The organism is Escherichia sp. UTM R2 (assembly GCF_048593455.1).
GTDB classification, from domain to species: domain Bacteria; phylum Pseudomonadota; class Gammaproteobacteria; order Enterobacterales; family Enterobacteriaceae; genus Escherichia; species Escherichia coli.
Genome location: NZ_JBFWDY010000002.1, coordinates 1,048,625 through 1,071,327, shown reverse-complemented (window position 1 = coordinate 1,071,327; position 22,703 = coordinate 1,048,625). Strand labels below are relative to the sequence as shown.

22 protein-coding genes, 5 tRNA genes and 1 pseudogene are annotated in these 22,703 nt (G+C 52.5%); 12 read left to right on the top strand and 16 right to left on the bottom strand.

Annotated elements, in window-relative coordinates; all coding sequences use genetic code 11:
* Positions 1–6: 6 nt before the first annotated feature.
* From ygaZ to emrB, 5 genes are all read left to right on the top strand, one after another.
* Positions 7–744 (top strand): L-valine exporter subunit YgaZ, encoded by a 738-nt coding sequence (ygaZ, locus tag AB4H76_RS05995; RefSeq protein ID WP_000445651.1) that lies wholly within the window; start codon positions 7–9, stop codon positions 742–744.
* Positions 734–1,069 (top strand): L-valine transporter subunit YgaH, encoded by a 336-nt coding sequence (ygaH, locus tag AB4H76_RS05990; protein WP_000119763.1) that lies wholly within the window; start codon positions 734–736, stop codon positions 1,067–1,069. Before ygaZ ends, ygaH begins: the two co-directional genes overlap by 11 nt.
* A gap of 90 nt (positions 1,070–1,159) precedes the next feature.
* Positions 1,160–1,690 (top strand): multidrug efflux transporter EmrAB transcriptional repressor EmrR, encoded by a 531-nt coding sequence (gene emrR / locus AB4H76_RS05985; protein ID WP_000378442.1) that lies wholly within the window; start codon positions 1,160–1,162, stop codon positions 1,688–1,690.
* A 126-nt stretch (positions 1,691–1,816) separates the two neighbouring features.
* Positions 1,817–2,989, top strand: a complete 1,173-nt coding sequence (gene emrA, locus AB4H76_RS05980; RefSeq protein ID WP_001295175.1) for a multidrug efflux MFS transporter periplasmic adaptor subunit EmrA — start codon at positions 1,817–1,819, stop codon at positions 2,987–2,989.
* A 16-nt stretch (positions 2,990–3,005) separates the two neighbouring features.
* Positions 3,006–4,544, top strand: a complete 1,539-nt coding sequence (emrB, locus tag AB4H76_RS05975; protein WP_001295176.1) for a multidrug efflux MFS transporter permease subunit EmrB — start codon at positions 3,006–3,008, stop codon at positions 4,542–4,544.
* A gap of 63 nt (positions 4,545–4,607) precedes the next feature.
* Here the strand turns inward: emrB and luxS are convergent, their stop codons facing one another.
* The 15 genes and pseudogenes from luxS to mltB all read right to left on the bottom strand — a co-directional run bounded on the left by luxS (position 4,608) and on the right by mltB (position 15,965).
* Positions 4,608–5,123, bottom strand: a complete 516-nt coding sequence (luxS, locus tag AB4H76_RS05970) for an S-ribosylhomocysteine lyase (protein WP_001130211.1) — start codon at positions 5,121–5,123, stop codon at positions 4,608–4,610.
* 149 nt (positions 5,124–5,272) lie between these two features.
* Entirely contained in the window at positions 5,273–6,829 is a 1,557-nt protein-coding gene (gene gshA, locus AB4H76_RS05965) for a glutamate--cysteine ligase (RefSeq protein ID WP_077491682.1), read from the bottom strand.
* 72 nt (positions 6,830–6,901) lie between these two features.
* Positions 6,902–7,330 (bottom strand): YqaA family protein, encoded by a 429-nt coding sequence (locus AB4H76_RS05960; RefSeq protein WP_001287454.1) that lies wholly within the window; start codon positions 7,328–7,330, stop codon positions 6,902–6,904.
* Positions 7,327–7,893 (bottom strand): fructose-1-phosphate/6-phosphogluconate phosphatase, encoded by a 567-nt coding sequence (gene yqaB / locus AB4H76_RS05955; protein WP_000273290.1) that lies wholly within the window; start codon positions 7,891–7,893, stop codon positions 7,327–7,329. The genes AB4H76_RS05960 and yqaB overlap by 4 nt, the downstream gene beginning before the upstream one ends.
* 280 nt (positions 7,894–8,173) lie before the next feature.
* Positions 8,174–8,250, bottom strand: a tRNA-Arg gene (locus AB4H76_RS05950).
* Positions 8,251–8,448: 198 nt separating this feature from the next.
* Positions 8,449–8,525, bottom strand: a tRNA-Arg gene (locus tag AB4H76_RS05945).
* 62 nt (positions 8,526–8,587) lie between these two features.
* Positions 8,588–8,664, bottom strand: a tRNA-Arg gene (locus tag AB4H76_RS05940).
* Positions 8,665–8,862: 198 nt separating this feature from the next.
* Positions 8,863–8,939: transfer RNA gene (locus tag AB4H76_RS05935), tRNA-Arg, on the bottom strand.
* Between the two features lie 3 nt (positions 8,940–8,942).
* Positions 8,943–9,035 (bottom strand) — tRNA-Ser (locus tag AB4H76_RS05930).
* Positions 9,036–9,350: 315 nt separating this feature from the next.
* Positions 9,351–9,536 (bottom strand): carbon storage regulator CsrA, encoded by a 186-nt coding sequence (csrA, locus tag AB4H76_RS05925; RefSeq protein ID WP_000906486.1) that lies wholly within the window; start codon positions 9,534–9,536, stop codon positions 9,351–9,353.
* Positions 9,537–9,770: 234 nt separating this feature from the next.
* Positions 9,771–12,400, bottom strand: a pseudogene (gene alaS / locus AB4H76_RS05920) (alanine--tRNA ligase).
* A gap of 127 nt (positions 12,401–12,527) precedes the next feature.
* Positions 12,528–13,028 (bottom strand): recombination regulator RecX, encoded by a 501-nt coding sequence (gene recX / locus AB4H76_RS05915; protein WP_077491684.1) that lies wholly within the window; start codon positions 13,026–13,028, stop codon positions 12,528–12,530.
* 68 nt (positions 13,029–13,096) lie between these two features.
* Positions 13,097–14,158 (bottom strand): recombinase RecA, encoded by a 1,062-nt coding sequence (recA, locus tag AB4H76_RS05910; RefSeq protein ID WP_000963143.1) that lies wholly within the window; start codon positions 14,156–14,158, stop codon positions 13,097–13,099.
* A gap of 79 nt (positions 14,159–14,237) precedes the next feature.
* Positions 14,238–14,735 (bottom strand): nicotinamide-nucleotide amidase, encoded by a 498-nt coding sequence (gene pncC / locus AB4H76_RS05905; protein ID WP_000132231.1) that lies wholly within the window; start codon positions 14,733–14,735, stop codon positions 14,238–14,240.
* 144 nt (positions 14,736–14,879) lie between these two features.
* Positions 14,880–15,965 carry a lytic murein transglycosylase B gene (mltB, locus tag AB4H76_RS05900; protein ID WP_001295177.1) on the bottom strand — a complete coding sequence of 362 codons (1,086 nt, stop codon included), beginning with the start codon at positions 15,963–15,965 and terminating at the stop codon, positions 14,880–14,882.
* Positions 15,966–16,220: 255 nt separating this feature from the next.
* On the opposite strand from mltB, the gene srlA reads away from it, so the two are divergent.
* From srlA to gutQ, 7 genes are all read left to right on the top strand, one after another.
* On the top strand, positions 16,221–16,784 hold the full coding sequence (gene srlA / locus AB4H76_RS05895; RefSeq protein ID WP_000573321.1) for a PTS glucitol/sorbitol transporter subunit IIC: 564 nt from the start codon (positions 16,221–16,223) through the stop codon (positions 16,782–16,784).
* The gene (gene srlE, locus AB4H76_RS05890; protein ID WP_073544132.1) at positions 16,781–17,740 is read left to right on the top strand and encodes a PTS glucitol/sorbitol transporter subunit IIB; all 960 of its coding nucleotides are present in this window, start codon (positions 16,781–16,783) and stop codon (positions 17,738–17,740) included. The genes srlA and srlE overlap by 4 nt, the downstream gene beginning before the upstream one ends.
* A gap of 10 nt (positions 17,741–17,750) precedes the next feature.
* Entirely contained in the window at positions 17,751–18,122 is a 372-nt protein-coding gene (srlB, locus tag AB4H76_RS05885) for a PTS glucitol/sorbitol transporter subunit IIA (protein WP_000216210.1), read from the top strand.
* Between the two features lie 3 nt (positions 18,123–18,125).
* Positions 18,126–18,905, top strand: coding sequence for a sorbitol-6-phosphate dehydrogenase (gene srlD / locus AB4H76_RS05880; RefSeq protein ID WP_001077351.1), 780 nt, complete (start codon positions 18,126–18,128; stop codon positions 18,903–18,905).
* Positions 18,906–19,010: 105 nt separating this feature from the next.
* Positions 19,011–19,370 carry a transcriptional regulator GutM gene (gene gutM / locus AB4H76_RS05875; protein ID WP_000252907.1) on the top strand — a complete coding sequence of 120 codons (360 nt, stop codon included), beginning with the start codon at positions 19,011–19,013 and terminating at the stop codon, positions 19,368–19,370.
* Positions 19,371–19,436: 66 nt separating this feature from the next.
* Positions 19,437–20,210, top strand: a complete 774-nt coding sequence (gene srlR, locus AB4H76_RS05870) for a glucitol operon DNA-binding transcriptional repressor SrlR (protein ID WP_000804546.1) — start codon at positions 19,437–19,439, stop codon at positions 20,208–20,210.
* A complete protein-coding gene (gutQ, locus tag AB4H76_RS05865) occupies positions 20,203–21,168 on the top strand; it encodes an arabinose-5-phosphate isomerase GutQ (RefSeq protein ID WP_001287420.1) in 966 nt (321 codons plus the stop codon). The genes srlR and gutQ overlap by 8 nt, the downstream gene beginning before the upstream one ends.
* On the opposite strand, the gene norR is transcribed toward gutQ, so the two are convergent.
* Positions 21,165–22,679 (bottom strand): nitric oxide reductase transcriptional regulator NorR, encoded by a 1,515-nt coding sequence (gene norR, locus AB4H76_RS05860; RefSeq protein ID WP_000010777.1) that lies wholly within the window; start codon positions 22,677–22,679, stop codon positions 21,165–21,167. The two genes, gutQ and norR, sit on opposite strands and share 4 nt — an antisense overlap.
* Positions 22,680–22,703: the final 24 nt, after the last annotated feature.

The window sequence follows — 22,703 nt, the reverse complement described above, 5'->3', positions numbered from 1 at the left end:
CACTCTATGGAAAGCCCTACTCCACAGCCTGCTCCTGGTTCGGCGACCTTCATGGAAGGATGCAAAGACAGTTTACCGATTGTTATTAGTTATATTCCGGTGGCCTTTGCGTTCGGTCTGAATGCGACCCGTCTGGGATTCTCTCCTCTCGAAAGCGTTTTTTTCTCCTGCATCATTTATGCAGGCGCGAGCCAGTTCGTCATTACCGCGATGCTGGCAGCCGGGAGTAGTTTGTGGATTGCTGCACTGACCGTCATGGCAATGGATGTTCGCCATGTGTTGTATGGCCCGTCACTGCGTAGCCGTATTATTCAGCGTCTGCAAAAATCGAAAACCGCCCTGTGGGCGTTTGGCCTGACGGATGAGGTTTTTGCCGCCGCAACCGCAAAACTGGTACGCAATAATCGCCGCTGGAGCGAGAACTGGATGATCGGCATTGCCTTCAGTTCATGGTCATCGTGGGTATTTGGTACGGTAATAGGGGCATTCTCCGGCAGCGGCTTGCTGCAAGGTTATCCCGCCGTTGAAGCTGCATTAGGTTTTATGCTTCCGGCACTCTTTATGAGTTTCCTGCTCGCCTCTTTCCAGCGCAAACAATCTCTTTGCGTTACCGCAGCGTTAGTTGGTGCCCTTGCAGGCGTAACGCTATTTTCTATTCCCGTCGCCATTCTGGCAGGCATTGTCTGTGGCTGCCTCACTGCGTTAATCCAGGCATTCTGGCAAGGAGCGCCCGATGAGCTATGAGGTTCTGCTGCTTGGGTTACTAGTTGGCGTGGCGAATTATTGCTTCCGCTATTTGCCGCTGCGCCTGCGTGTGGGTAATGCCCGCCCAACCAAACGTGGCGCGGTAGGTATTTTGCTCGACACCATTGGCATCGCCTCGATATGCGCTCTGCTGGTTGTCTCTACCGCACCAGAAGTGATGCACGATACACGCCGTTTCGTGCCCACGCTGGTCGGCTTCGCGGTACTGGGTGCCAGTTTCTATAAAACACGCAGCATTATCATCCCAACACTGCTTAGTGCGCTGGCCTATGGGCTCGCCTGGAAAGTGATGGCGATTATATAACCCACAAGAATCATTTTTCTAAAACAATACATTTACTTTATTTGTCACTGTCGTTACTATATCGGCTGAAATTAATGAGGTCATACCCAAATGGATAGTTCGTTTACGCCCATTGAACAAATGCTAAAATTTCGCGCCAGCCGCCACGAAGATTTTCCTTATCAGGAGATCCTTCTGACTCGTCTTTGCATGCACATGCAAAGCAAGCTGCTGGAGAACCGCAATAAAATGCTGAAGGCTCAGGGGATTAACGAGACGTTGTTTATGGCGTTGATTACGCTGGAGTCTCAGGAAAACCACAGTATTCAGCCTTCTGAATTAAGTTGTGCTCTTGGATCATCCCGTACCAACGCGACGCGTATTGCCGATGAACTGGAAAAACGCGGTTGGATCGAACGTCGTGAAAGCGATAACGATCGCCGCTGCCTGCATCTGCAATTAACGGAAAAAGGTCACGAGTTTTTGCGCGAGGTTTTACCACCGCAGCATAACTGCCTGCATCAACTCTGGTCCGCGCTCAGCACAACAGAAAAAGATCAGCTCGAGCAAATCACCCGCAAATTGCTCTCCCGTCTCGACCAGATGGAACAAGACGGTGTGGTTCTCGAAGCGATGAGCTAACGCGTCATCTCGCTCAAAAATCCAGATTTATAAAAGAAAAAATGACCGGCCAGCATCGCAACATGCTGGCCTTTTTGGCAAGCAGGTCGGCTCAGCCGATGAGTTAAGAAGATCGTGGAGAACAATATGAGCGCAAATGCGGAGACTCAAACCCCGCAGCAACCGGTAAAGAAGAGCGGCAAACGTAAGCGTCTGCTCCTCCTTCTCACCTTGCTCTTTATAATTATTGCCGTAGCGATAGGGATTTATTGGTTTTTGGTACTGCGTCATTTCGAAGAAACCGATGACGCATACGTGGCAGGGAATCAGATTCAAATTATGTCTCAGGTGTCTGGCAGCGTGACGAAAGTCTGGGCCGATAACACCGATTTTGTAAAAGAAGGCGATGTTCTGGTCACTCTCGACCCGACAGATGCTCGCCAGGCGTTTGAAAAAGCCAAAACTGCACTGGCTTCCAGCGTTCGCCAAACCCACCAGCTGATGATTAACAGCAAACAGTTGCAGGCGAATATTGAGGTGCAAAAAATCGCCCTCGCGAAAGCACAAAGCGACTACAACCGCCGTGTGCCGCTGGGCAATGCCAACCTGATTGGTCGCGAAGAGCTGCAACACGCCCGCGACGCTGTCACCAGTGCCCAGGCGCAACTGGACGTCGCTATTCAACAATACAATGCCAATCAGGCGATGATTCTGGGGACTAAACTGGAAGATCAGCCTGCCGTGCAACAGGCTGCCACCGAAGTACGTAACGCCTGGCTGGCGCTGGAGCGTACCCGTATTGTCAGTCCGATGACCGGTTATGTCTCCCGCCGCGCGGTACAGCCTGGGGCGCAAATTAGCCCAACGACGCCGCTGATGGCGGTCGTTCCAGCCACCAATATGTGGGTGGATGCCAACTTTAAAGAGACGCAGATTGCCAATATGCGTATCGGTCAGCCGGTCACCATCACCACCGATATTTACGGCGATGATGTGAAATACACCGGTAAAGTGGTTGGTCTGGATATGGGCACAGGTAGCGCGTTCTCACTGCTTCCGGCGCAAAATGCGACCGGTAACTGGATCAAAGTCGTTCAGCGTCTACCTGTGCGTATCGAACTGGACCAGAAACAGCTGGAGCAATACCCGCTGCGCATTGGTTTGTCCACGCTGGTGAGCGTCAATACCACTAACCGTGACGGTCAGGTACTGGCAAATAAAGTACGTTCAACACCAGTCGCGGTAAGTACCGCGCGTGAAATCAGCCTGGCACCTGTCAATAAACTGATCGACGATATCGTAAAAGCTAACGCTGGCTAATCCAGAGGTGCGTGTGATGCAACAGCAAAAACCGCTGGAAGGCGCGCAACTGGTCATTATGACGATTGCGCTGTCACTGGCGACATTCATGCAGGTGCTGGACTCCACCATTGCTAACGTGGCGATCCCCACTATCGCCGGGAATCTGGGCTCATCGCTCAGCCAGGGAACGTGGGTAATCACTTCTTTCGGGGTGGCGAATGCCATCTCGATCCCGCTTACCGGCTGGCTGGCAAAGCGCGTCGGGGAAGTGAAACTGTTCCTTTGGTCCACCATCGCCTTTGCTATTGCGTCGTGGGCGTGTGGTGTCTCCAGCAGCCTGAATATGCTGATCTTCTTCCGCGTGATTCAGGGGATTGTCGCCGGGCCGTTGATCCCGCTTTCGCAAAGTCTATTGCTGAATAACTACCCGCCAGCCAAACGCTCGATCGCGCTGGCGTTGTGGTCGATGACGGTGATTGTCGCGCCAATTTGCGGCCCGATCCTCGGCGGTTATATCAGCGATAATTACCACTGGGGCTGGATATTCTTCATCAACGTGCCGATTGGCGTGGCGGTGGTGTTGATGACACTGCAAACTCTGCGCGGACGTGAAACCCGCACCGAACGGCGGCGGATTGATGCCGTGGGGCTGGCACTGCTGGTTATTGGTATCGGCAGCCTGCAGATTATGCTCGACCGCGGTAAAGAGCTGGACTGGTTTTCATCACAGGAAATTATCATCCTTACCGTGGTGGCGGTGGTGGCTATCTGCTTCCTGATTGTCTGGGAGCTGACCGACGATAACCCGATAGTCGATCTGTCGTTGTTTAAGTCGCGCAACTTCACCATCGGCTGCTTGTGTATCAGCCTCGCGTATATGCTCTACTTCGGCGCTATTGTTCTGCTGCCGCAGTTGTTGCAGGAGGTCTACGGTTACACGGCAACGTGGGCAGGTCTGGCCTCTGCGCCGGTAGGGATTATTCCGGTGATCCTGTCGCCGATTATCGGCCGCTTCGCGCATAAACTGGATATGCGGCGGCTGGTAACCTTCAGCTTTATTATGTATGCCGTCTGCTTCTACTGGCGTGCCTATACCTTTGAACCAGGTATGGATTTTGGCGCGTCGGCCTGGCCGCAGTTTATCCAGGGGTTTGCGGTGGCCTGCTTCTTTATGCCGCTGACCACCATTACGCTGTCTGGTTTGCCACCGGAACGACTGGCGGCGGCATCGAGCCTCTCTAACTTTACGCGAACGCTGGCGGGGTCTATCGGCACGTCGATAACCACGACCATGTGGACCAACCGCGAGTCGATGCACCATGCGCAGTTGACTGAGTCGGTAAACCCGTTTAACCCAAACGCCCAGGCGATGTACAGTCAACTGGAAGGGCTTGGGATGACGCAACAGCAGGCCTCCGGCTGGATTGCCCAGCAGATCACCAACCAGGGGCTGATTATTTCCGCCAATGAGATCTTCTGGATGTCAGCTGGGATATTCCTCGTCCTGCTGGGGCTGGTGTGGTTTGCTAAACCGCCATTTGGCGCAGGTGGCGGCGGAGGCGGTGCGCACTAAGTACAACTAAGCCAGTTCATTTGAACTGGCTTTTTTCAATTAATTGTGAAGATAGTTTACTGACTAAATGTGCAGTTCCTGCAACTTCTCTTTCGGCAGCGCCAGTTCTTCGTTGCTGTTGATGCGCACGTCACGTTCCAGAATGCTACGCGCAATATCCTGTGCTTCCTGCAACGAGTGCATCTGGTAAGTGCCACACTGGTAGACGTTCAGTTCCGGGATCTGATTCTGATCCTGCACTTTCAGCACGTCTTCCATTGCCGCTTTCCAGGCATCAGCAACACGCTGCTCATCTGGCGTACCAATCAGACTCATATAAAAACCGGTGCGGCAGCCCATTGGCGAGATATCGATAATCTCTACACCATTACCGTTAAGATGGTTACGCATAAAACCAGCAAACAGGTGCTCCAGGGTATGGATCCCTCTTTCTGGCATCACTTCTTTGTTCGGCACGCAGAAGCGCAGATCGAACACGGTGATTGCGTCGCCATGCGGGGTGTTCATTGTTTTCGCCACCCGAACTGCAGGCGCTTCCATCCGGGTATGATCGACTGTGAAGCTATCTAACAACGGCATTTAGCCACCTCCGGTAATTTTTTTAAAAATTTTCTGAACTCTTTCTTCCCAGGCGAGTCTGAGTATATGAAAGACGCGCATTTGTTATCATCATCCCTGAATTCAGAGATGAAATTTTGGCCACTCACGAGTGGCCTTTTTCTTTTCTGTCAGGCGTGTTTTTCCAGCCACACCGCAAACGGTTCGGTATCTGCGGCTTCCATTTCCTGCTGACGGCGTTCAGATGCCTCGCGCTCGGCTACAAAATCCTCTTCGCGCAGAATTTCCAGCGGCTCTTCACGCAGCAGATTACGGTACGCTTCAGCAAACGCTTTGCCTGTTCCGCCAATACCAGTATCAATCATAGACCTTAAGATACGGGCAGAGAAAGTCAGATCGGGATTATCGAAGCAGGCAACCAGTTCATCACACACTTTCTGATACGCTTCGCCGCCGTTAATGCTATCCAGCGTTTGCGCGACGCGTTTCAGATCGCGGAACAGATCTTTACCCACCTGCGGTAACGGGAACTGTGCGGTTTCGCAGCCGATACCCAGCGTCAGACCCGGTTTGCGACCTTCGAGGATCACCCGGTTCCAGTTAACGCGTGTACAGGCAAGTTCGCTACTGCTCATTTCCGGTGCATCAGCCAGCGCACACCAGACCATAAACAGGTCGAGGAATCGCACCTGCTGTTCATCTACACCAATCGGCGAGAACGGGTTGATGTCCAGCGAACGCACTTCAATATATTCAATACCGCCACGTAACAGCGCATCAGAAGGCGACTCGCCGCTGCGGGTAACGCGTTTTGGACGAATCGGCGCGTACAGTTCGTTTTCAATCTGCAGCACGTTGCTGTTGATTTGCAGCCTCTTACCGTCTTTCTCAATACCAATCTTCGCGTACTCTTCCGATGGCGTTTTGATTGCCTGTTTAAGGCCCGCTACGTACTCGTAAAGATCGTTGAAGGTAATACCAAGATTGCTTTGCGATTTATTGGTATAGCCGAGATCGCTCAAACGAAGAGAGGTCGCATACGGCAGGTAATACATACCGCACTCGGTTTTCTCAAACGGCAGCGATGTTGGTTTTCCTTGCAGGAAAGAAGAACAAATCGCCGGAGACGCGCCAAACAGATAAGGAATGACCCAACCGAAACGATAGTAATTGCGGATAACGCGGAAATAGCCCGCAGAAATTTTCTCTTTGCCATCAGCGCCCGAGATATCACCACACTTCGCTTGCCAGAATGGCATTGGCAAAGAGAAATTGTAGTGCACGCCGGAAATGGTTTGCATCAGCGCGCCATAGCGATTTTTCAGCCCTTCACGATACAGCGTTTTAAAGCATCCGGTGTTAGAAGTGCCGTACTGTGCCAGTTCGATGTCCTGACCTTCTGCGATGTAGCATGGCATACTTAACGGCCACATCCGCTCATCGCCCATATTGCGCGCCGTATAACGATGCAGATCGCGCATAAAGGTCAGCATATGTTCAATATCACCATCCACTGGTGTAATGAATTCCAGCAATGCTTCCGCAAAATCGGTAGTAATCCATTTGTGCGTCAGTGCGGAACCTAATGCTTCAGGATGACCTGTTGTTGCCAGTGTGCCATCAGCATTAACACGCAAAGTTTCGCGCTCCAGCCCACGCTGTATCCCCTTTAACGCCTGAGGATGTTTTTCCAGCCAGGCCAGCGCCTGTGATACGTCCGGGATCAAATTGACCTCCCGCCTGTCAAAATCGTTTTAATTAGCATAACTGTAATGGTGACCATATGTGCAGGCCTACAATTAGTGCCACCACATCATGCCCTGAACGGTCGCTGCTGCAACTGCAACATAGCGTAACGCTTTACCAAGGCACAAAAAAAAGATTACCGGTCCCCACGAGATGCGCATCCATCCCGCTAACAGACACAGTAAATCGCCAACCACGGGCATCCAGCTTAATAATAGCGTGACTGCACCATAGCGTTTCAGCCAGCCGGTAGCTTTCTCTTGCCAGCGCGATGTTTTACGCAATGGAAAGAAACGCCCAAGGATAACGTTAGTTAACCCTCCAAGGCTATTACCCATTGTTGCTGTTAAAACTAAAACCCAGGGATGACTGATCCCGGAAAGCAACATTGCCACCAGCACGACTTCGGAGTTGCCGGGTAATAGTGTAGCGCTGAGAAAACTACTGGCAAACAACGAGAAAAGCGATAACGCTTCACTCACAGCAAGCGAACATCCACGGCGTCCATGCCTGCTGCACGGGCCGCCTGAATACCGAAATCGGCATCTTCAAAGACCACACACTGCGTCGGTTGCACGCCCATACGCTGCGCGCACAACAAAAATGTGTCTGGCGCGGGTTTATGGTGTTTGACGTGATCGGCAGCGACGACGGCGTCAAAATAATGGCGTAATCCCAGGTGCGCCAGCAATGCCTCAGCGATGGCGCTTTCACTCCCCGTTCCTACAGCCATTGGGCGACGACCATGCCAACTTTTCACCACATCAACAAGAGGAAGCGGTTCGACGCTATCCAGCAGCATACTTCTTACTGCTTCTGTTTTTTCACGCGCTAACGCATGCGGGTCGAGATCGGCCTGATTCAGCTCAATAATTGCCTGAGCAATACGCCAGGTGGGCGATCCATTAAGCGCAATCATCGCCTGAATATCGTACTGAAGACCGTAGTGCCCTAATACTTCGCGCCACGCTTTACGGTGCGTAGGCTCCGTATCCAGGATTGTGCCATCCATATCAAAAATTAAACCTGCATAACGCTCGTACATGGTCTTCTCGCAAGTCGAAAAATATGACGCTACTTTAGCGTAATTGCTTGATTTTGTCGCTGATGGCGAAGGAGAAGAAAATTCAGGAAATGGATAAAGGAGTTATTTAGAAATGAGATATTTTTGAAGGAAATTTTTTGGAGAAGATGGTGCATCCGGGAGGATGACTCACTGACGTTCGCCCTTCGGGCCGTTGCTGGCGCAACGTTATCCTTCCTGGTGCCTGCGGTTAATACCGCTATCTCTTCGATACCTTCATTGCTGAAGGTTACGGAGAATATGGTGCATCCGGGAGGATTCGAACCTCCGACCGCTCGGTTCGTAGCCGAGTACTCTATCCAGCTGAGCTACGGATGCATCGGGAAAACTTATTCTACTGCTGATATTGATACCGCTACTAAAGCCATATCAATTAAGAGATGGTGCATCCGGGAGGATTACTCGCCTTGCGGCTCGCCCTTCGGGCCGTTGCTAAAGCAACGTTATCATCCCTAGTGCCTGCGGTTAATTCCGCTACCTCTTCGATACCTTCATTGCTGAAGATTTCGGAGAATATGGTGCATCCGGGAGGATTCGAACCTCCGACCGCTCGGTTCGTAGCCGAGTACTCTATCCAGCTGAGCTACGGATGCATCGGGAAATTTATTTTACTGCTGATATTGATACCGCTACTAAAGCCATATCAAGTAAGAGATGGTGCATCCGGGAGGATTCGAACCTCCGACCGCTCGGTTCGTAGCCGAGTACTCTATCCAGCTGAGCTACGGATGCATCGGGAAACTTACTTTACTGCAGATTTTTTGATACCGCTACTAAAGCCGTATCAAGTAAGAGATGGTGCATCCGGGAGGATTACTCGCCTTGCGGCTCGCCCTTCGGGCCGTTGCTAAAACAACGTTATCCTCCCTGGTGCCTGCGGTTATTACCGCCACCTCTTCCATACCTTCATCGCTGAAGGTACGTAGAATATGGTGCATCCGGGAGGATTCGAACCTCCGACCGCTCGGTTCGTAGCCGAGTACTCTATCCAGCTGAGCTACGGATGCAAATGGCGGTGAGGCGGGGATTCGAACCCCGGATGCAGCTTTTGACCGCATACTCCCTTAGCAGGGGAGCGCCTTCAGCCTCTCGGCCACCTCACCACACGCCTCTTACGAGTGCTTCGAAGAACTTGTTTATCGCTCATCGTCGCTGCGTGGCGCACATATTACTTTCTGAGACTTATAAGTCAAACAATTTTTCCTACACTTTTATCGTTTGCACACTTCACGTTCAATTAGTCTGTAAAAACGTCAAAAAGAGTGTTTTATCAACAGAAGAATGGAGGTCTGACAGATAGTAGTAATGCAAAAAAATGGAGACTTAAGTTGAATGAACGGGAGTAAAGCGAAAAGACTATAGAGTGAAGGAGAAATTTTGAGGGTGCGTCTCACCGATAAAGATGAGACGCGGAAAGATTAGTAACTGGACTGCTGGGATTTTTCAGCCTGGATACGCTGGTAGATCTCTTCACGGTGAACAGAAACTTCCTTCGGGGCATTTACGCCAATACGTACCTGGTTGCCCTTTACCCCTAAAACTGTCACGGTGACCTCATCCCCAATCATGAGGGTCTCACCAACTCGACGAGTCAGAATCAGCATTCTTTGCTCCTTGAAAGATTAAAAGAGTCGGGTCTCTCTGTATCCCGGCATTATCCATCATATAACGCCAAAAAGTAAGCAATGACAAACACATTACATCTAAGCAGTCATGGCATTACATTCTGTTAAACCTAAGTTTAGCCGATATACACAACTTCAACCTGACTTTATCGTTGTCGATAGCGTTAATGCGAATGCCGTGAAGCGAGTCCACGGCATTGCCTGACGCTTATATTATTGCAATTTCGCGCTGACCCAGCCTTTCACACTGGCTAACGCTGCAGGTAAGGCCGCAGCATCCGTACCACCGGCTTGCGCCATGTCAGGACGTCCACCACCCTTGCCGCCCACCTGCTGAGCGACCATACCAATCAGTTCCCCTGCTTTCACACGATCTGTGACGTCCTTAGATACGCCTGCAATCAGAGAAACCTTACCTTCGACTACCGTTGCCAGCACGATAATTGTCGACCCCAGCTGATTTTTTAAATCGTCAACCATGGTACGCAACATTTTCGGCTCAACACCGCTAAGCTCGCTAACCAACAGCTTAACACCATTAACATCAATTGCCTTACTGGAAAGATTTGCGCTCTCCTGTGCGGCAGCTTGTTCTTTAAGCTGTTGTAACTCTTTTTCCAGCTGACGCGTACGTTCCAGTACTGAGCGCACTTTATCAGCCAGATTATTGCTATCGCCTTTCAGCAGATGCGCGACTTCGCTTAAGCGATCGCTGTCTGCATGAACGGTGGCGATAGCACCTTCTCCGGTTACCGCTTCGATACGACGAACGCCTGCAGCAGTACCCGATTCAGAGATGATGCGGAACAGACCAATATCACCAGTGCGGCTGGCGTGAGTACCGCCACACAACTCGGTAGAGAAATCGCCCATGCTCAGCACGCGTACGCGCTCATCATACTTCTCGCCGAACAGCGCCATCGCACCTTTCGCTTTCGCCGCTTCGAGATCCATGATGTTGGTTTCGATCGGCAAATTGCGACGAATCTGTGTGTTCACCAGGTCTTCGACCGCACGAATCTCTTCTGGTTTCATCGCTTCGTTGTGTGAGAAGTCGAAGCGCAGCACCTTGTCGTTAACCAGTGAACCTTTCTGCGATACATGAGTACCCAGAACCTGGCGCAGCGCAGCGTGCATCAGGTGCGTTGCGGAGTGATTCAGACGAATACGGGCGCGACGAGCCTCATCAACATCAGCCTGCACCGCGTCGCCCACTTTCAGAGAACCCGCAGCAAGTTTACCGATGTGACCAATCGCCTGGCCGTATTTCTGCGTATCTTCCACCGCAAAGGAGAAGTTAGCGCCTTTCAGTTCGCCTTTATCGCCAACCTGACCGCCGGATTCCGCATAGAATGGCGTTTGATCCAGCACGACCACAGCTTCCTGGCCTGCATTGATGGCATCAACCGCTTTACCATCAACAAACAGCGCAGTCACTTTGCCGTTCAGTTCCAGATGGTCATAGCCTTTAAATTCAGATGCACTGTCAACACGGATCATTGCGTTGTAATCGGCACCAAAGCCGCTGGCTTCGCGCGCGCGACGACGCTGCTCTTCCATTGCAGCTTCAAAACCAGCTTCGTCAACTTTGATGTTGCGCTCACGACAAACATCAGCCGTCAGGTCAACCGGGAAGCCATAGGTGTCGTACAGACGGAAAGCAGTTTCACCATCCAGCGTATCACCAGAAAGTTTTGCCAGCTCTTCATCCAGCAACGCCAGACCGCGCTCCAGAGTACGAGCAAACTGCTCTTCTTCAGTCTTCAGCACCTGCTCAACCTGCGCCTGCTGGCGTTTCAGGTCTTCACCCGCAGAGCCCATAACGTCGATCAGCGGACCAACCAGTTTGTAGAAGAAGGTTTCTTTCGCGCCGAGCATATTACCGTGACGCACTGCGCGACGAATGATACGACGCAGTACATAACCACGGTTTTCATTGGACGGCATTACGCCATCCGCGATCAGGAACGCACAAGAACGAATGTGGTCAGCGATTACGCGCAGCGATTTATTGCTCAGATCGGTTGCGCCAGTGACTTTCGCTACCGCCTGGATCAGCGTGCGGAACAGGTCGATGTCATAGTTAGAGTTAACGTGTTGCAGCACCGCAGCAATACGCTCCAGACCCATACCGGTATCTACAGACGGCTTCGGCAGCGGTTCCATCGTGCCATCGGCCTGGCGGTTGAACTGCATGAAGACGATGTTCCAGATCTCAATGTAGCGGTCGCCGTCTTCTTCCGGGCTTCCCGGAAGGCCCCCCAAATGTGGTCGCCGTGATCGTAGAAGATTTCGGTGCACGGGCCGCACGGACCAGTGTCACCCATCTGCCAGAAGTTGTCAGATGCGTATGGCGCACCTTTGTTATCGCCGATGCGAATAATACGTTCGCGCGGGATCCCTACTTCTTTTTCCCAGATTTCGTAGGCTTCGTCGTCGCTTTCATAGACGGTAACCCACAGACGCTCTTTCGGCAGGGCAAACCATTTTTCGCTGGTCAGCAGTTCCCATGCAAACTGAATGGCATCGTGTTTGAAATAGTCGCCGAAGCTGAAGTTGCCCAGCATTTCGAAGAAGGTATGGTGACGCGCGGTGTAACCGACGTTTTCCAGGTCGTTGTGTTTACCACCCGCACGCACGCAGCGTTGGGAAGTGGTAGCGCGGGAATAATTACGCTTGTCGAGCCCAAGGAACACATCCTTGAACTGGTTCATCCCGGCGTTGGTAAACAACAAAGTTGGGTCGTTATGGGGTACCAGGGAGCTGCTGGCAACTACCTGATGTCCCTTACTATGGAAAAAGTCGAGAAACGCCTGACGGATCTCAGCGGTGCTCTTGCTCATAATTATCCTGAAATCAAGCTAACGAAATATCGCCACCAGCTCCAGCGTGTCTTAACCGCCGGGCTGGTAACTGAAAAGTGGGAATAAGATAAGTTTTCTTGACTGGGAAGTAAAATACCGTATGCGTTCAGTCGGCAAAATTTCGCCAAATCTCCTGGATATCTTCCATCAGATAGCCACGATAGAGCAGAAAACGCTGGATCTTAACTTTTTCTGAAAAGACAGTTGGCAAAGGTTCGCCATATTTTCGCGTCGCCTGATCGCGCGCCAGTGCGCACCAGTCGATGTCACATTCACGCATCGCTTTTTCTGTCGCTTCGCGGGAAATACCTTTCTGATTCAGTTCCTGGCGAATACGCGCAGGTCCATAACCTTTGCGGCTACGGCTGACGATAAAGCGCGCAACAAATCGGCTGTCATCGAGATAGCCATGTTCATGGCACCAGGCAATAACGCGCTCGTAATCTTCTGCCGTAGCATCAATCTCTTCTGGGCCATTTTTGCCCATAATCGGTGCCGCGAGTTTACGTCGCAGTTCTTGCTCACTGTGATCGCGCACCGCCAGAATGCGTACCGCACGATCCAACAGGCGAGCATATGCCGGGCGACGGGATGTTGATTCTGTCATGGCATATCCTTACAACTTAAAAAAGCAAAAGGGCCGCAGATGCGACCCTTGTGTATCAAACAAGACGATTAAAAATCTTCGTTAGTTTCTGCTACGCCTTCGCTATCATCTACAGAGAAATCCGGCGTTGAGTTCGGGTTGCTCAGCAGCAACTCACGTACTTTCTTCTCGATCTCTTTCGCGGTTTCCGGGTTATCTTTCAGCCAGGCAGTCGCATTCGCTTTACCCTGACCGATCTTCTCACCTTTGTAGCTGTACCACGCGCCTGCTTTCTCGATCAGCTTCTCTTTTACGCCCAGGTCAACCAGTTCGCCGTAGAAGTTGATACCTTCGCCGTAGAGGATCTGGAATTCAGCCTGTTTAAACGGCGCAGCGATTTTGTTCTTCACCACTTTCACGCGGGTTTCGCTACCCACCACGTTTTCGCCCTCTTTCACCGCGCCGATACGACGGATGTCGAGACGAACAGAGGCGTAGAATTTCAGCGCGTTACCACCGGTAGTGGTTTCCGGGTTACCGAACATCACACCAATTTTCATACGGATCTGGTTGATGAAGATCAGCAGCGTGTTGGACTGCTTCAGGTTACCCGCCAGCTTACGCATCGCCTGGCTCATCATACGTGCCGCAAGGCCCATGTGAGAGTCGCCGATTTCGCCTTCGATTTCCGCTTTCGGCGTCAGTGCCGCCACGGAGTCAACGACGATAACGTCTACTGCGCCAGAACGCGCCAGGGCGTCACAGATTTCCAGTGCCTGCTCGCCGGTGTCCGGCTGGGAGCACAGCAGGTTGTCGATATCGACGCCCAGTTTACGTGCGTAGATTGGGTCCAGCGCGTGTTCAGCATCGATAAACGCACAGGTTTTACCTTCACGCTGCGCTGCGGCGATCACCTGCAGCGTCAGCGTGGTTTTACCGGAAGATTCCGGTCCGTAGATTTCGACGATACGGCCCATCGGCAGACCACCTGCCCCAAGCGCGATATCCAGTGAAAGCGAACCGGTAGAGATGGTTTCCACATCCATGGAACGGTCTTCACCCAGGCGCATGATGGAGCCTTTACCAAATTGTTTCTCAATCTGGCCCAGTGCTGCCGCCAACGCTTTCTGTTTGTTTTCGTCGATAGCCATTTTTACTCCTGTCATGCCGGGTAATACCGGATAGTCAATATGTTCTGTTGAAGCAATTATACTGTATGCTCATACAGTATCAAGTGTTTTGTAGAAATTGTTGCCACAAGGTCTGCAATGCATACGCAGTAGCCTGACGACGCACCGCATCACGGTCGCCGCTGAAGCATTCCCGCCGGGTAATGCCTTCACCGCGGGCAGTGGCAAAAGCAAACCAGACGGTGCCGACAGGCTTCTCTTCACTGCCGCCATCCGGCCCGGCGATACCACTAATAGACACGGCATAATCAGCACGAGCCGCTTTCAGTGCGCCTATCGCCATTTCCACCACGACGGGTTCACTCACCGCGCCATGCTGCGCCAGCGTCTCTTCGCGTACGCCGATCATCTGCGCTTTGGCTTCGTTACTGTAGGTGACAAATCCGCGTTCAAACCAGGCGGAGCTACCGGCAATATCGGTAATCACTTTCGCTACCCAACCACCGGTACAAGACTCGGCAGTTGTTACGGTTGCGCCACGGGCTTTCAGCGCCTGCCCAACCTGTTCACTTAACTGCATCAGTTCACTGTCAGTCATCACAACCTCTGTCAGTCAAAAATTTATGCCGGACAAGATAGCACTTTCGTCAGGAAGATGGTGTTGGCGTTGCAATTTTACGAGGAGGATTCAGAAAAAAGCTGATTAGCCAGAGGGAAGCTCACGCCCCCCTCTTGTAAATAGCTACTGTACTCGCGCCAGCGCCACGGCTTGTCCTAACTGCCAGACCGCCATTGCGTAATGGGTGCTGTGGTTGTAACGGGTGATGGTGTAGAAGTTCGGCAGACCGTACCAGTACTGGTAGCCGGTGCCAACATCCAGACGCAGCAGGCTGGCTTGTTGATGGTTGCCCAGCGGCTGCTGTGGCGTTAAACCTGCGGCGGCAAGCTGCGAAATGCTGTACTTAGTTTTGAAGCCATTTGGCAAGCCTGGAGCCTGACCGTTTGCCATTACCGCGACCTGATCGCCTTTCACCCAGCCGTGCGCTTTGAAATAGTTCGCCACGCTACCGATCGCATCAACCGGATCCCACAGGTTGATATGCCCGTCGCCGCTGAAATCTACCGCATATTGTTTGTAAGACGACGGCATAAACTGTCCGTAGCCCATCGCCCCGGCAAAGGAACCTTTCAGATTGAGCGGATCGTCCTGCTCGTCGCGCGCCATCAACAGGAAGGTTTCCAGCTCGCCAGAGAAATACTCCGCGCGGCGTGGGTAGTTAAATGACAGCGTTGCCAGCGCATCGAGGATGCGAGTTTTCCCCATCACGCGCCCCCAGCGGGTTTCAACGCCGATAATCCCGACGATAATTTCCGGCGGTACGCCATACACCTGCCACGCGCGATTCAACGCATCTTCATACTGATTCCAGAAAACCACACCGTTCTGCACGTTGTCCGGCGTAATAAATTTTTTGCGATAACGCAGCCATGCGCCGTTCGGACCTGATGGCGGTTTCACCGATGTGGTTGGTGCCTGGTTATCCATCAGCCGCAGTACCGAATCCAGACGTTTCGCCTGGGAGAGAATTTCCTGCAACTGCTGACGATCGAAACCGTGTTTGTTCACCATTTTGTCGATGAACTGCTGGGCATTCGGGTTATTAGCGAAATCGCCGCCCATCTGCATCACATTGTGCTGCGGCTCAAGCAGGAAGCCGCCAGACGGCGTTCCGGTGGTCGTATCAGTCTCAGTAGGTTTTGGCTTGCTGCTACAGGCGGCAAGCAACACAAAAAGGGGAAGCAATGTTACATAACGACGCTTGAACATGAGGGGTCCATTTAACAGATTCAACCAGGGGCAAGTATGGTAAAGCATCACGCCCCGCACAAGGAAGCGGTAGTCACTGCCCGATACGGACTTTACATAACTCAACTCATTCCCCTCGCTATCCTTTTATTCAAACTTTCAAATTAAAATATTTATCTTTCATTTTGCGATCAAAATAACACTTTTAAATCTTTCAATCTGATTAGATTAGGTTGCCGTTTGGTAATAAAACAATAAATCCTGAAGGAGAGAACAATGATAGAAACCATTACTCATGGTGCTGAGTGGTTTATCGGGCTGTTCCAAAAGGGCGGAGAGGTGTTTACCGGGATGGTGACCGGCATTCTTCCGCTGTTGATTAGCCTGCTGGTTATCATGAACGCACTGATTAATTTTATCGGTCAGCATCGTATTGAACGTTTTGCTCAACGTTGCGCCGGTAACCCTGTTTCCCGTTACCTGCTGTTACCGTGCATTGGCACGTTTGTCTTTTGCAATCCGATGACCTTAAGCCTGGGTCGCTTTATGCCGGAAAAGTACAAACCCAGCTACTACGCGGCGGCCTCTTATAGCTGCCACTCAATGAATGGCCTCTTCCCCCATATCAACCCTGGCGAACTGTTTGTTTATCTTGGCATTGCCAGCGGTCTGACAACGCTGAACCTGCCACTTGGCCCACTGGCGGTGAGTTATCTGCTGGTTGGTCTGGTCACCAACTTCTTCCGCGGCTGGGTGACCGATCTGACCACCGCCATTTTTGAGAAAAAGATGGGCATTCAACTTGAACAAAAAGTTCACCTGGCAGGAGCAACATCATGACGCATATTCGGATCGAAAAAGGAACGGGTGGCTGGGGCGGCCCGCTTGAGCTGAAAGCCACGCCGGGCAAAAAAATCGTCTATATCACCGCCGGTACCCGGCCTGCGATTGTTGACAAACTGGCACAGCTTACTGGCTGGCAGGCTATTGACGGATTTAAAGAAGGTGAACCCGCGGAGGCGGAAATTGGCATTGCGGTAATCGACTGTGGCGGCACATTACGCTGCGGCATCTATCCGAAACGGCGTATTCCCACCATTAATATCCACTCGACGGGCAAGTCCGGTCCGCTGGCGCAGTACATTGTGGAAGATATTTATGTCTCTGGCGTAAAAGAAGAAAACATCACTGTAGTGGGTGATGCGGCACCACACCCCTCTTCCGTGGGCCGTGACTATGACACCAGCAAGAAAATCACCGAACAAAGCGATGGTTTACTGGCGAAGGTGGGAATGAGTATGGGTTCTGCCGTTGCCGTGTTGTTTCAATCTGGTCGTGACACCATCGACACTGTATTAAAAACCATTCTGCCGTTTATGGCATTCGTTTCGGCGCTCATTGGCATCATTATGGCTTCTGGCCTTGGTGACTGGATTGCCCACGGTCTTGCTCCGCTGGCGAGCCATCCACTGGGTCTGGTCATGCTGGCGCTCATCTGCTCCTTCCCGCTGCTTTCACCTTTCCTCGGCCCAGGCGCAGTTATCGCACAGGTTATCGGCGTATTGATTGGCGTGCAGATTGGTCTCGGCAATATTCCGCCGCATCTGGCTTTACCGGCACTGTTTGCCATCAACGCGCAGGCGGCCTGCGACTTCATCCCGGTCGGTTTGTCGCTGGCGGAAGCCCGTCAGGACACGGTTCGCGTCGGTGTCCCTTCTGTACTGGTGAGCCGCTTTTTAACCGGCGCACCGACTGTACTGATCGCCTGGTTTGCCTCCGGTTTTATCTATCAATAGAGGCTGAAACATGACCGTTATTTATCAGACCACCATCACCCGTATTGGCGCGAGTGCCACTGACGCCCTCAGCGACCAGATGCTCATCACCTTTCGTGAAGGCGCGCCAGCGGACCTCGAAGAGTATTGCTTCATTCATTGCCACGGCGAGTTGAAAGGTGCACTCCATCCCGGTTTGCAATTTACGCTCGGGCAGCATCGCTATCCGGTGACCGCTGTTGGCAGCGTGGCGGAAGACAACCTTCGCGAACTGGGTCATGTCACCCTGCGCTTCGATGGTTTAAACGAAGCGGAATTTCCGGGCACTGTCCATGTGGCAGGCCCTGTACCCGACGATATCGCGCCGGGATCGGTTTTGAAGTTTGAATCTGTTAAGGAGTAAAAAATGAATCAGGTTGCCGTTGTCATCGGTGGTGGGCAAACCTTAGGCGCGTTCCTGTGCCACGGTCTGGCTGCCGAGGGGTATCGCGTCGCGGTTGTCGATATTCAGAGCGACAAAGCCGCAAATGTGGCACAAGAAATTAACGCCGAATATGGTGAAGGAACAGCGTATGGTTTTGGTGCTGACGCCACCAGCGAGCAAAGCGTTCTGGCGCTCTCTCGTGGGGTAGATGAAATCTTTGGTCGCGTGGATTTGCTGGTCTACAGCGCCGGAATTGCAAAAGCAGCCTTTATCAGCGACTTCCAGCTCGGCGATTTTGACCGTTCGCTACAGGTGAATCTGGTGGGTTATTTCCTGTGTGCCCGTGAATTTTCGCGTTTGATGATCCGCGACGGGATTCAGGGTCGCATTATTCAGATCAACTCGAAATCCGGCAAAGTGGGCAGCAAACACAACTCTGGCTACAGCGCAGCGAAATTTGGTGGCGTCGGGCTGACTCAATCACTGGCGCTGGATCTGGCAGAGTACGGCATTACGGTGCATTCACTGATGCTGGGTAACCTGCTGAAATCGCCGATGTTTCAGTCGCTGTTGCCACAATACGCGACCAAGCTGGGTATCAAACCGGATCAAGTCGAGCAGTATTACATCGATAAAGTACCGCTCAAACGCGGCTGCGATTATCAGGATGTGCTGAATATGCTGCTGTTCTACGCCAGTCCTAAGGCGTCGTACTGCACTGGTCAGTCGATCAATGTCACCGGCGGTCAGGTGATGTTCTGATCAACAGCGGAGATCCGTTAAGGATCTCCGTGAGACTAATAGAATGCCTGATGCGCTACGCTCATCAGGCCTACAGGACTTCCGCCACTACATTAAGGAAAAGTTATGGTATCCGCACTCATCACTGTCGCCGTTATCGCCTGGTGTGCGCAACTGGCCTTAGGCGGCTGGCAAATTTCTCGTTTTAACCGTGCCTTCGACACACTATGCCAGCAAGGTCGGGTTGGCGTGGGCCGTTCCAGCGGGCGCTTTAAACCGCGGGTCGTGGTCGCCATCGCGCTGGACGATCAGCAGCGCATCGTCGACACCTTGTTTATGAAAGGACTGACCATCTTCGCCCGACCGCAAAAAATTCCCGCAATTACCGGCATGCATGCGGGTGATTTACAACCCGATGTGATCTTTCCCCATGATCCACTATCACAGAATGCTCTATCATTGGCGCTTAAACTGAAACGTGGATAATTTCGTTGTGAATGTTACTTGCTTGCGAAGTTATCATTTTGAAACCTAAATCAGGTAATCACGCCCATGAAACCTCGTCAGCGTCAGGCCGCCATTCTGGAGTATCTGCAAAAGCAGGGTAAATGCTCGGTTGAAGAATTGGCGCAATACTTTGACACCACAGGCACAACCATTCGCAAAGATCTGGTCATTCTGGAACATGCAGGAACCGTCATTCGTACTTATGGCGGAGTGGTGTTGAATAAAGAGGAATCCGATCCGCCTATCGATCATAAAACACTCATCAACACCCACAAGAAAGAGCTGATTGCAGAAGCTGCCGTTAGTTTTATCCATGATGGCGATTCGATCATTCTTGATGCTGGCAGTACCGTTTTGCAGATGGTTCCCCTGCTCTCGCGCTTTAATAACATCACGGTGATGACCAACAGCCTGCATATCGTCAATGCGCTATCCGAACTGGATAACGAACAAACTATCCTGATGCCAGGCGGAACGTTTCGTAAAAAATCGGCCTCATTTCACGGACAGCTGGCAGAGAATGCCTTCGAACATTTCAGTTTCGATAAATTGTTTATGGGCACCGACGGCATCGATCTCAATGCGGGCGTAACCACCTTCAACGAGGTTTATACCGTCAGTAAGGCAATGTGCAATGCCGCGCGCGAAGTGATTTTGATGGCGGACTCATCAAAGTTTGGCCGTAAAAGCCCCAACGTAGTTTGCAGTCTTGAAAGCGTCGATAAGCTGATTACCGACGCAGGTATCGATCCGGCGTTTCGTCAGGCGCTGGAAGAGAAAGGGATCGATGTGATCATAACCGGAGAGAGCAATGAGTGAAGCACTACTGAACGCGGGACGTCAGACGTTAATGCTGGAGTTGCAGGAAGCAAGCCGTTTACCGGAACGTCTGGGCGATGATTTTGTTCGCGCCGCCAATATCATCCTGCACTGCGAAGGCAAAGTGGTGGTTTCGGGAATTGGCAAATCGGGCCACATTGGTAAGAAAATCGCCGCAACACTTGCCAGTACCGGCACACCGGCTTTTTTTGTCCATCCGGCAGAAGCACTGCACGGCGATCTGGGGATGATTGAAAGCCGCGATGTGATGCTGTTTATCTCTTACTCCGGTGGCGCGAAGGAACTGGATCTGATTATTCCGCGTCTGGAAGATAAATCTATCGCGCTGCTGGCGATGACCGGCAAACCGACGTCACCGCTGGGCCTGGCGGCAAAAGCGGTGCTGGATATCTCCGTAGAACGCGAAGCCTGCCCGATGCACCTTGCGCCGACCTCCAGCACCGTCAATACCCTGATGATGGGTGACGCGCTGGCGATGGCGGTCATGCAGGCGCGCGGATTTAATGAAGAAGATTTTGCCCGCTCCCACCCAGCCGGGGCACTGGGCGCTCGCTTGCTGAATAAAGTGCATCATCTGATGCGCCGTGACGATGCCATCCCACAGGTGGCGTTAACCGCCAGCGTGATGGATGCGATGCTGGAACTCAGCCGCACCGGTCTGGGGCTGGTGGCGGTATGTGACGCTCAACAACAGGTACAAGGCGTCTTTACCGACGGCGATTTACGTCGCTGGCTGGTTGGCGGCGGCGCACTCACCACGCCAGTTAATGAAGCGATGACGGTCGGCGGCACCACGTTGCAATCGCAAAGTCGCGCCATCGACGCCAAAGAGATCCTGATGAAGCGCAAAATCACTGCCGCACCGGTGGTAGATGAAAACGGCAAACTCACCGGCGCAATTAACCTGCAGGATTTCTATCAGGCCGGGATTATTTAATCCTTCATTCCCAGACGTTTCGCCAGCCGATGCAGGTTGGCGACGTCGGTTTCCAGCATCCGCGCGCAGGCAGCCCAGTTGTGATGATTTTGTGCCAGCGCCTGACGAATAGTTTCACGCTGGAACGCTTCTGTCGCTTCACGCAGGTTTTGCTTAACAACGGGCACCGCCGCCACTTCTGGCGTCGGCAACGTCACCTCAGGAAAAGCAAAATGTTGCGCCTCAAGAATCACTTCATCGCCGTTGCGGGTGGCTCTCGACAGCACTACCGCCCGATGAATAGCATGTTCCAGTTCGCGCACGTTCCCCGGAAAACGATAGTGTTGCAGTAAATTTCGCGCTCCGGCACTTAATACCACGCGGGAGAGCCCCAGCCGCAAACGACACTGCTCGCAGAAATACCCCGCCAGCAGAATGACATCATCGCCCCGCTCACGCAGCGGCGGCACCGAAAGTGGAAACACGCTCAGGCGATGAAACAAGTCAGCGCGAAATCGCCCTGCCAGCACCTCTTCGCGTAAGTCGCGGTTAGTCGCCGCCAGCACGCGCACATCGACCCGCAAACTGCGGTCATCGCCAACGCGCTGAATATCGCCATACTGCAACACCCTCAGCAGCTTGGCCTGCAATGCCAACGACAACTCGCCGATCTCATCCAGAAACAGAGTGCCGTTATCCGCCATTTCAAACTTCCCGCTGCGGTTACTGATAGCGCCAGTAAAGGCTCCTTTCACATGCCCGAACAGTTCACTTTCCGCCACACTTTCCGGCAGTGCGGCACAGTTGAGATAGACCAGCGGATTCACCGCCCGTGGCGAGGCTTCATGAATCGCTTTCGCCACCAGCTCCTTACCGGTTCCCGTCTCACCGCTGATCAGGACGTTGAGATCGGACGCCGCCACAATCTCAATCTCTTTTTTCAGTTGCGTCATGCCAGGGGACAAGCCAATCATCTGCGTCTGTTTCACCGCTTCAAACGGCGTGGCATCGCCTGGCATCATATTCTGGCTTTCCAGTTGTTCAATCAGCAACGCATTGCTTAACGCTCCCGCCGCCAGCGCAGCAATCAGCCGTAGCTCTTCGTCGCTGAAAACATCGAACTGATCGGGCTGCATCCCGTCGAGCGTCAGTGCGCCGATCAGGTTTTGCCCGGCAAACAATGGCAGACCAACGCAGGCGTGAACCTTCAGACTCTCCTGCCCAGGAATCAAACCGTCATAGGGATCGGGCAATTCGCTGTCTGCGGGAAAGCGCACCACATCCCCGGCGCGGGCAATCGCTTCCAGCCGTGGATGCCCTTCCAGCGCAAAGCGTCTACCGAGTACATCCTTTGCCAGACCGTCGATGGCAAGCGGAATAAACTGCCGCGAATCGTAACGTAGCAACGCAGACGCATCGCACTCCAGCACCTGACGTAGCGTGGTGATCAGGCGCTGAAAACGATCCTGATGACCAATCCCACGCTGCAATTCGATGGCGATATTCGCCAGCACATCAACGGAAAAACTCATCTTTGCCTCACTGTCAATTTGACT